Consider the following 9,218-nt stretch of genomic DNA (forward strand, 5'->3'; position numbering starts at 1 on the left):
TAGCACCATAAATTAATCTCCGGCTGGCTCGACGAGTTTGCCAATATTAAAATCAATCCGCATCCAGCCTTTTAGCTGCCACAAATTTTCGAGCAGCAGCCAGGGAATCTGGGCGTGATGCACCATCAAAAATGGCAGTGGATCTGCCCAATCAAAGATGGCATCTTTACCACTAGCAATGATTTTCAGCCGCCGTCCGATCTGCTGGGGTTGCGTCACCAATCGCCAAACTTCATGGTAGATCCAGTAAGTCGGACGACTGGATGCGAGCGGTTGAATGAGGGAGAAATCGCTTTCTAAATAAGCCTTAGCGACATCGGGATGACTGTAAAACATCGTAATCGCTGAATGGGTGCGCGGGTTGCACTCGATCGCATAGACACCCCCATCATCTGTCTGAATGAAGTCAAACGAAACTTGCCCTGTCAGCTTCAGGCTACTTACAAACTTGCTCACCCACGCTGCGATCTCCGGTTTATCTACCATTTCATAATTAATTTGAAAAGCTGACGACTCACAGCAACAATGCAGTTGCAATTCCCCATTCCGCACGGTGCTGTGGGTGCAATATTCTTGCCCGGTGATAAATGCTTGCATAATCCACGGGTTATGCTCTGAAATTGGTAATTCCGCAACAAATGCTGCTGTCTCCTGTGATGTCTCGCAAGGCAACTGTGTCAGATTCAACCGCCGCACCGAGTCATAGGGAATACTCTTAAGAATGTATGTGTGTGGTTGCTTGGCAAAATCGAAGTCTAGGATCTGTTGCGGGTCGGTAATGCGGTAGGAGTCAGGGACAGCAAGATCTAACGATGCGGCGATCGCTGAAAACTCAGATTTATCATCCAGTTGTTGCACCAGTTCTGGATCGAAGTGCATTACTTCGCAATACTTAGAGAGTACTTGCTTGGCTTCGGCATCGTAATAACTGGCAACCGGACTACAGACTGGGATATAAACATCTACGCCTTCCGTCTTGACGATCGCTAGTAACGCGTCGAGATAATCCTTGGCTTGAGGCTTGGGAACGGTGTAAAAGCGATCGACCGCCCACGAGAATCGATGCCCAGTGAGCCAATATTTGTGCGATTCGATCAGGATGACCCGATGACCCGCCCGATCGAACGATCGGGCTAGCTGCAATGCTTTGGTCATTTTACCGCCACTAATCAGGATTGTTTTCGGGTCGGAGGCGATCGCTCTAGGTGGTTGAAATACAGCCGCTCTCAGCAACGCGATCGCGGTTAAAGTCAGGTTTAAAGGTAGCACCAACAGCAGCAGTGTTAGAGTTGCGACTGTTTTGACGATCGTTGTGATTACCTCCTGTAGCTGTTTGCGATCTGCTTTTTCAAAACCCATGATGGAATGTAAGTTGGGAAAATAATTCGGTGTTGGTGGAGCAGATTATGAAAGAAATATAGAAGATCGAGGGGATTGGTGGGGAGGGCAGGTTTGTTTGAATCTGTTAGTGTTAGACGATAATTTTTAGCATTGTCTTGTCGCGCTGCTTGGTGCAACACATGCGGAGGAAACCTCCGCGTGGTTGCATCCGCTAAACCGTCGGGAAACAAAGGCGTGCGCACGCCGCAAACCTGCCCCTACAGATCTCTGCAATACACCAAACACTTTGTGTAGATCGACCGTAGGGGCGGGTTTATGCTAGCTATTCCAGATTTATACAAGTAAATACCGAACGAACCCGCCCTCCCCTACCAGCAGATCTCGAACGGATTCTACACGCGACGAATCAACGTCAGACCATCTCGCAACGGCAACAACACCCGATCGATCCTCGGATCGTCCGCGATTGTCTGGTTAAACGTGGCGATCGCCATCCCATTGGCTGTAGACTCCCCTGCTAAGTAGGGTTGCCCCTGCATCAGCGTGTTATCCACACAGATAAAACCGTGTGGTGTCAGCAAGTCACGATCGAGCAAGAAATTCACATAGTCTACATAGCCAGCCTTATCGGCATCGATAAAGACCAGATCGAACTTCTCATTTGCAGCAGCTAACTGCTGGAGCGTCGCCATTGCCGGTGCCACTTTGACCGAGATCTTGTGCCCGCTGGGAGAATCATTAAAGCAGTCCTGGGCAAACTTCGCCACATAGGCATCGACCTCGCAGGCAACCAGTTCGCCACTATCCGGCAGAGCTTCCGCCATCGCTAGGGCAGAGTAACCAGTAAACATGCCGATTTCTAATATTCGTTGCGCTTGGGTCACATGCACCAGGAATTTGAGAAATTGACCTTCGACATGCCCTGAGAGCATTTCCTGCTCTAGCTGTTGGGCTGTTTCTCGATCGGCAAACCGTTGGCTCCAGTCTTCGGCTTGGGTACGCCGCACTAGCGATGCTAGAGCTGGCGACTCAGGGGTCGTACAGTGACTCAGATAAGGATCTAACCCACTTGCCAACTCGCAGGCTTGGCGCAGTTCGGACTTCAACTTGGGATCGATATCCGAGGCTGCTAGCTGCTGACTGAGCGACTCCAGCTTTGCGGCTAGAATCCCCAGCGGTGTCACGGGTCTGGGCGATTCGATCGCGCTAGAGGTAAACGTCATGCTTCCACTCCGGTTGAAACAGGAGCACTCACCGCTGCCAATGAGATAAACATATCTTCGCCATCGCCACCGCGAGGATAGTCCCGACAGATCTCTTTGTGAATCGCTAGGTACTCGTCTAACTCAGCCCTAGTTAAATCGTTGAGGAAAGAACAACTCCCGATCGGGTGAGGCACGGCGGCGCGGAGCAAACCATCTCGCGTCCGACCGATCGATTCTGTGGCTTTCCACAATAATTCGGGCGTTAGATAAGAGCTATCGATCGCCAGACCGATCCGGCTCATCAATCCTAAAATCCGATTGCGCTCCCCAACGGAAATATAGCCCCGCTGCTGAGCAATAGTGGCTGAGAACGCCATATCGATATTCACCCCATGACCGTGGAACATCGGGATCTCCGGCGTTAGTTCCAGTGTCGGACTCCAGGTATGACCGTAAGCAATCACTCGATCGAGATCTAGCTCGTGTAAATTGGGTACTTCTAGGCCGAGCATGGTGTTAATGGCATCATACGTGACCTTGTGCGCGATCTTGCGTAACTCAGGCGTGCCATTCAAGTAGCCAAAGCGAGTGTGTAATAGGTCTTCCCCGTATTTTTCTAGCAGCTCGAAGATACCGTTGTTCGCGACCACAGCGATTTTGATCAGTTCGGCCATACCGTTACGTACCTGATCTACAGGCAGCGTCTTCAGGAATGAGAAGTCCAAAATCACTTTCTGCGACGCATGATAAGCACCCAGTCGGTTCTTTAACTTACCGTGATTGACGGCAACTTTGATCGCCACACTGGCATCGATCAGCCCGATTAACGTTGTCGGCACTCGAATATAGTTCGTGCGACGGCGATACGTGGCACAAGCAAAGCCCGCCACATCAGTGGTTAAGCCACCACCAACAACTAACACGGGTTCTTTCCTAAGCAACCCAAAATCTGCAAACGCATCGACAATTCGCTCGACCGACTGCAATGTTTTATCTGTCTCCTTAATTGAAACGGGAAAGACGGTGAGGTCGATTTGATAATGCTGGAAATAGGCTTGAATCTGCTCGCCATACAAACCATCCACCGCTTCATCCACGACCATTAGACAGCGACCGAATTGACGGTAGCTCTCAGCAATCTCAGCGTTCTCAACGGCAAATGCTCCCTCTACATAAAGCAAACTAAAGTCGATTTTTTCGTACCCCTCAACATGAAAAGCTGTCTCCGTAGCCTGGAAAGTTGCCTGAACGTTAGTCATTATCTTTTCCTAATGTTACTAATACATGCCACTTATATAGCTCTTTATGAAAGTTAACAATCTTTTTAATAATTATCAAGTCGCTGGAGCATAACCTTCCACCTGAATCGACCATGGAAAGGTCTACTCGTCTAGAAAATTGGTGCGTCCAACACCAGCCCCCGATGCAATACTCGATCGCCAATAACCTGTGAGTGGTCGGCACGATGCATCGTGCAACGATTATCCCAGACCGCAATATCGCCGGGTTGCCATCGGTGACGGTAAAGCCGATAGTGGCGAATCGAGTGCTGATAGAGCAACCGCACGATCCGCCGCGCTCGATCGCACCGCGCATCGACTGCTATACCTGATATAGCCTGACAGCGTTCTGGTGTCGATAAAAATAAGGCTAATCGACCGGACAGAGGATGCGGCAGCAACAAGGGATGCCAACTTTGGGTTTCTTGGCGATCGTCTAGTGTTAGTCCAGACATGACATGCAGCACCCGCGCATCGGCAAGCTGCGCCTTCACAGTTGCGGGCAAAGTCTCATAAGCACGGTATTGATCCGAAAATAGGGTTGCGCCACCCGATGCAGGGATAGTTACCGCGCGTAAGGCGGTGAAGGCCGGCGGTCTAGCAACATAGCTAGTATCTGTATGAAAAACGCTCCGAGGAGGTCGATCTGTGCGCCCGATATTGCTGACTACATTCAGCTCGGGTCGATCTGATACTGGTATCTCACCCGCTGTAAAAGTCATCGGCCCCAATCGACTGAGGAAAGCCACAAAGTCTGCATCACTCACTGCCTGTTTCCGGAAGATAAGGAAGCCATTACTGGCAATGGTATGTTTTAAAGAAACTAGATCTTTATCGTTTATCTCATTGATATTAATCCCAATGGCCTCGATTCCAAATGGTGAAAGTGCGCGAAAATCGACGATTTCTGTACTCATAATTTGCTTCTGTACTGCTTGTTATATTTATCGTTCTATTTGCTGACAAGAAATTTTTGCAGCTCGTCAAAGTCCAATCGATCGACTAAATGTTTAGCTCTATCAAAATCGTGATGAGCGGTGTTTTGATTGGGAAAAGCGATGCAATTTATACCCGCTGCGATCGCAGATTCTACTCCGGCCAAGTTATCTTCAATTGCAATGCAATCAGCCGACTTTTCACCCAGTCTTTCTAGCGCGAAAGTATAGGCTGCTTTGTCTGGCTTTGGGCGATCGACAAGCTCGGCATTTAAGATGAGGTCAAAATCACTTACCTGGATCCTTAGATGCAAAGCTGATATCAATAACGAAATATTTTCCCTAGTAGTTGTTGTTACAAAAGCGATCTTCAAGCCTTGAATTTTTGCACTCTGGATTGTTTCAACGACACCGAAACGAGGCTCGATTTGAGATTTGGTTAAACTGTTTTGAAAAAACTCGGACTTCGATCGATGAATTGCCTCAGTATCAACCGTTTGTCCGTTAGCGGAGCCGCTCCCCTGGAGAATCGAATCTGCATAATCGTTAATTCGATTTTGACCGCCGCTTTTTTCTAGCATTACCAAATAGTCTGCTTGACTCCAATTCCAGTCTAGTCCATGAGCCTTAAAAGCTTGATTGAAAGCCTGTCTTTGTAGTTCGGATGTGTCGGCGATCGTACTAATAGAGCCAAAAAGAATAGCTGACATAAGATTTATGGATTATCGATCGATGCTCAATTATTTATACCTAACTACTGTAAGTTAAATGTCAGGGTTCACGAAACTAAGTAGCTCTAAAAGGAGTTCGATCTCGATCGAGAGTTACACGATCTTGCGTTTGCACCCCAACATCTTAAGTTTACTACAATTCTCTGACATCTATCAACAGGAATATTGACAATCAATTCTATAAGTTATAATAAAATCGGATTCTAGCTCCACATTCTCAGATGTATCGATCGTCGATCTAATCGATCGATGTGTTCGACAGGGTCAAGTAGTTGGTAATAGCCAAGCAAGTAGATATTTTATATAGTGGGTACGAGACAATCTTTAAGGTTTGATATCTCGATCGACTATCGATCGTTTTCCGTAGCTGAATAACAAGCTCTCAATACTTCTCTCAACCTATCTTTGAATGCTGTCAAACTTGGCATATCTATAATTCGATTGGTTCAATCTTCATTTGATAGAATAGTAGGGGAGGTCATTACGGCATCGAAAGAAGATAACAATACCGCGAAGCCATCTAGCAATTACTGGCAGATCGGGCATCAATCGATCCAAGTAATTCCTGTCTAGGAATTGAGTCGCAATTTATCTTCGATGCTTATAATCATCCATGTACGGGGTACGGCGTTGCTTGAAACCTGCTAATATTAGGCTAGCTCAATCTTCAATATATCCAAATTCACAAGGCGATCGAACTGTTTTTATAGAGATAATTGCTAATGTTATTAGAGTTAAGACAACTAAAAATTAAGCCAGGGCAGCAACTTTTATTAGAAGATGTTAGTTGGCAGCAATTTGAAAACATTTTGATAGATTTAGGCGAACATCGTTCTGCCAGAGTTTCTTATAGTCACGGTTATTTAGAGATTATGGTGCCATTGCCGGAACATGAAAAAGCTAAGGAAATTATCGGCGATATCATCAAGATTCTACTCGACAAACTCAATATTGACTATGATTCGCTCGGATCGACAACTTTAAAAAGTGAAATAATGACTCAAGGCGTAGAGCCAGATGCCTGCTTCTACATCCAAAATCAGGCATTAGTGCTTGGTAAAAATCGTCTAGACATGAATATTGATCCACCGCCAGATCTAGCTGTAGAAATCGATCTGACATCTCGCACCCCACTAGAAAATTATCAAATTTTAGGTGTGCCAGAACTGTGGCGATATGGCAAACAAGGTTTGCAGATCGAAGTCTTACAAGATGGTAAGTATGTCAGATCGGATTCTAGCCCCACATTCCCAGATCTACCGATCGTTGACCTAATCAATCCATACGTTCGGCAAAGTCAAGTAGTTGGTAGCAGCCAAGCAATTAAATCTTTTAAGCAGTGGGTAAGAGACAATCTTTAAGTCTTCATATCTCGATCGACTATCGATCCTTTCTCGTAACTTGGTAACAAGCCATCCAGCACCTGATTCAGTCTCTGCTTGAATTTATTCAGACTCTCCATGTCGATTCGATCGATGTCGATCTCACCAGCATCGATCTTATCGTTGAGTAATAAGCGGGTAGCAGGTTCGCCCAGACATACCTCAATTTGACTTTTTAACGAATTAGGCGAAGCATCATTACCCGATTCATCTTCTAACTGCTGACAATTTTGATAATTATCACGTAACGCACACAGCCACCAAGCTTCAGATTTTGGTTTGGGCAAGATTGGTACACCCGTTGTCAATTCTTCTACCGCAAAACCCTTTAGCATCGATTGAAGTTTCTGTTCCCACTCCTGCCGGTTGCTTTTCGCAGTACCATCTCCATCTCTAAACAGTACAACTATCAGATCTTCTGCCTCTAGTTCCCTCGCCAATAAGGCCAAAGCGCGAGCATTATTGTAAAAATAGCGCGTTTCACGCGGTTGATTCTTGCCCACCCGAGATCGACGTGGCATCTGGCTGGCGCAATCTACTAGTTCTGCTTTCGAGAATAACGTCAAAGCTTTCAAATCTTTCAAATCTTTATCAACTAGGGAGTAACCTAATCGCCTCTCGACTAACCGCGCAACCAATTTGGTAATCGGGCCGATATTTTCGAGATCGCTCCCAACATCCGATGCACCCTCTCCACTCAACACTAAATGCATCAATCATCTCCCAAAATTTCTGCATTTAGCTGCGTCAACAGCGTATCTTCATATACTTCTCCCGCACCCATCACTGTCAACTTCTCCCGCATTCTGGGTAGATCGAATAATCTAATTGCCTGAGTCGCCCCGATCTGATTTTTGTATATATAAATAATACCTTCGATCGCCATGTCATCTTCAAGATAATTTAACACCATCGGACTATGAGTAGTAATCAATACTTGCGGATCGGATTTAACTAATTCATCTACCAGAAACTCAATTAATTCGGGATTAACGCCATTTTCTATTTCATCGAGCAGCAAAAAACTTTGCTCTTTAGATAATTGAGCAAAAACCGCCAGCATCCGCAAGAAACCATCGGCCACATGTCGGGCTTCTGTCTTAACTATCGCATCTCCAAATTGCTCTTGAACAGTGAGTTTTTTCCAGCCAGAAGGTAGAGATGATAGATCGATTTGCTTAAATCGTGGATAAATCTTAGCTAATTTCGCTTGAATATCAGCTCGCTTTTCTTCACGTAATCCATACAAAAATGCTGATAGCTTTTCACCACCCAACCCTAAACTATTTCCTGCATCTCTAGTTCTTTGCCTAAGTAACTCAGGGGCTAGAAGGTCTAGTGCGTGTAAATGAATAAAAAAATCTTTTAGTTGATGTATTTCTTTTGGTAGCTGAGAATCTTTAATCTGTGATATTACAGATCCTTGATAATCGAAAGCAATATCTCCAGATAGCATTATTTCACGTCTTTTTAGAGAAGTAACAGTTATCTGTCTTGTAGGACTAGCCGCAAGCTCTATATTCTGCAAAGTCCACGCATGATAAGTTCCATTTTCTACTTTCAGAAGCAGTTGGTTATTCCATTCTACTCGCTCAGATGTACAACGTAGCATTTTGCGATTAAAACTAGCAGACCACTTAATTTCAAATTCAGAATGACCTACGTGAGAAAGTGAAACTTCAAAATCAATATTCTGTTTACGAGTTAACTTTGAATTGAGATCGGAAGATTCCCACTGTCGCTTTTTTAACCAACCACTTAGATCGCCTTTGACTTGTTGAGATAAAAAATCAAAGAATTGCAATACTGTAGACTTGCCAGAACCATTTAGCCCAACTAAGCAGCTAAACTTAGCTAAAGGCAACTCAAAACCAACTAATGATTTAAAATTATCAACTTTGATAGATTTAATTTGCATGTCTTATAATCATTCACATCGGGAATTGGCGCAAACTGGAGCAACTTAGGAATCATCGCTAATAAAAACGCCGACACTAACGCCATACTAATAACTCAATCGAAAAGTTATGATTTTAACAATCGATTATGAATCTCAGGATACTGTGGAAATAAGCCGTCTACACTAGCTAATCGTCCCTCATAAACCAACGCTGTTGCAATAATTAATCGGTCGAATGGATCTTTGTGAACGGCAGATAAACTCACCGCCCGACAAGCAACCTCAGCATTCAAAGGCAACAACACAATATCCATTGGCTCCAAGGCATCCCGAAACCAATCCTCAGCAGCACAGGGCAACTCCAAACGCCCCCGCTCCTGAGCCAGCACGATCTCGTAACAAGAAATCGGCGAAATTCCAACACGTTCGGCTACCTCGATTTCC

General features: G+C 45.4%; 9 protein-coding genes. 1 reads left to right on the forward strand and 8 read right to left on the reverse strand.

Features of this window, described 5'->3' with window-relative positions; all coding sequences use genetic code 11:
• Nucleotides 1-12: 12 nt before the first annotated feature.
• From RMO84_RS05925 to RMO84_RS05945, 5 genes are all read right to left on the reverse strand, one after another.
• Nucleotides 13-1,359, reverse strand: a complete 1,347-nt coding sequence (locus RMO84_RS05925) for an ATP-grasp domain-containing protein (protein WP_310487549.1) — start codon at nucleotides 1,357-1,359, stop codon at nucleotides 13-15.
• 374 nt (nucleotides 1,360-1,733) lie between these two features.
• The gene (locus tag RMO84_RS05930) at nucleotides 1,734-2,564 is read right to left on the reverse strand and encodes a class I SAM-dependent methyltransferase (protein WP_310487550.1); all 831 of its coding nucleotides are present in this window, start codon (nucleotides 2,562-2,564) and stop codon (nucleotides 1,734-1,736) included.
• Nucleotides 2,561-3,805 carry a sedoheptulose 7-phosphate cyclase gene (locus RMO84_RS05935; protein WP_310487551.1) on the reverse strand — a complete coding sequence of 415 codons (1,245 nt, stop codon included), beginning with the start codon at nucleotides 3,803-3,805 and terminating at the stop codon, nucleotides 2,561-2,563. The genes RMO84_RS05930 and RMO84_RS05935 overlap by 4 nt, the downstream gene beginning before the upstream one ends.
• 131 nt (nucleotides 3,806-3,936) lie before the next feature.
• Nucleotides 3,937-4,743, reverse strand: coding sequence for a TauD/TfdA family dioxygenase (locus tag RMO84_RS05940; RefSeq protein WP_310487552.1), 807 nt, complete (start codon nucleotides 4,741-4,743; stop codon nucleotides 3,937-3,939).
• A gap of 35 nt (nucleotides 4,744-4,778) precedes the next feature.
• A complete protein-coding gene (locus tag RMO84_RS05945) occupies nucleotides 4,779-5,471 on the reverse strand; it encodes an HAD-IA family hydrolase (protein WP_310487553.1) in 693 nt (230 codons plus the stop codon).
• A 743-nt stretch (nucleotides 5,472-6,214) separates the two neighbouring features.
• Here RMO84_RS05945 and RMO84_RS05950 point away from each other — a divergent pair.
• Nucleotides 6,215-6,853 carry a Uma2 family endonuclease gene (locus tag RMO84_RS05950; protein ID WP_310487554.1) on the forward strand — a complete coding sequence of 213 codons (639 nt, stop codon included), beginning with the start codon at nucleotides 6,215-6,217 and terminating at the stop codon, nucleotides 6,851-6,853.
• Here RMO84_RS05950 and RMO84_RS05955 read toward each other — a convergent pair.
• From RMO84_RS05955 to RMO84_RS05965, 3 genes are all read right to left on the reverse strand, one after another.
• Complete coding sequence (locus RMO84_RS05955) at nucleotides 6,850-7,587, reverse strand: hypothetical protein (RefSeq protein ID WP_310487555.1); 738 nt, start codon at nucleotides 7,585-7,587, stop codon at nucleotides 6,850-6,852. The genes RMO84_RS05950 and RMO84_RS05955 overlap by 4 nt on opposite strands.
• The gene (locus tag RMO84_RS05960; RefSeq protein WP_310487556.1) at nucleotides 7,587-8,792 is read right to left on the reverse strand and encodes an AAA family ATPase; all 1,206 of its coding nucleotides are present in this window, start codon (nucleotides 8,790-8,792) and stop codon (nucleotides 7,587-7,589) included. The genes RMO84_RS05955 and RMO84_RS05960 overlap by 1 nt, the downstream gene beginning before the upstream one ends.
• Before the next feature lie 107 nt (nucleotides 8,793-8,899).
• A partial coding sequence (locus tag RMO84_RS05965) for a PIN domain-containing protein (RefSeq protein ID WP_310487557.1) occupies nucleotides 8,900-9,218 on the reverse strand: 319 nt, incomplete at its 5' end.

The organism is Chamaesiphon sp. VAR_69_metabat_338 (assembly GCF_031423935.1).
Taxonomy (GTDB): Bacteria; Cyanobacteriota; Cyanobacteriia; order Cyanobacteriales; family Chamaesiphonaceae; genus Chamaesiphon.

What these genes read in the sequence shown, in the direction of transcription:
- RMO84_RS05925 (WP_310487549.1), bottom strand. Translation starts at nt 1,359, where the DNA reads ATGGGTTTTGAAAAAGCAGATCGCAAACAGCTACAGGAGGTAATCACA.
- RMO84_RS05930 (WP_310487550.1), bottom strand. Translation starts at nt 2,564, where the DNA reads ATGACGTTTACCTCTAGCGCGATCGAATCGCCCAGACCCGTGACACCG.
- RMO84_RS05935 (WP_310487551.1), bottom strand. Translation starts at nt 3,805, where the DNA reads ATGACTAACGTTCAGGCAACTTTCCAGGCTACGGAGACAGCTTTTCAT.
- RMO84_RS05940 (WP_310487552.1), bottom strand. Translation starts at nt 4,743, where the DNA reads ATGAGTACAGAAATCGTCGATTTTCGCGCACTTTCACCATTTGGAATC.
- RMO84_RS05945 (WP_310487553.1), bottom strand. Translation starts at nt 5,471, where the DNA reads ATGTCAGCTATTCTTTTTGGCTCTATTAGTACGATCGCCGACACATCC.
- RMO84_RS05950 (WP_310487554.1), top strand. Translation starts at nt 6,215, where the DNA reads ATGTTATTAGAGTTAAGACAACTAAAAATTAAGCCAGGGCAGCAACTT.
- RMO84_RS05955 (WP_310487555.1), bottom strand. Translation starts at nt 7,587, where the DNA reads ATGCATTTAGTGTTGAGTGGAGAGGGTGCATCGGATGTTGGGAGCGAT.
- RMO84_RS05960 (WP_310487556.1), bottom strand. Translation starts at nt 8,792, where the DNA reads ATGCAAATTAAATCTATCAAAGTTGATAATTTTAAATCATTAGTTGGT.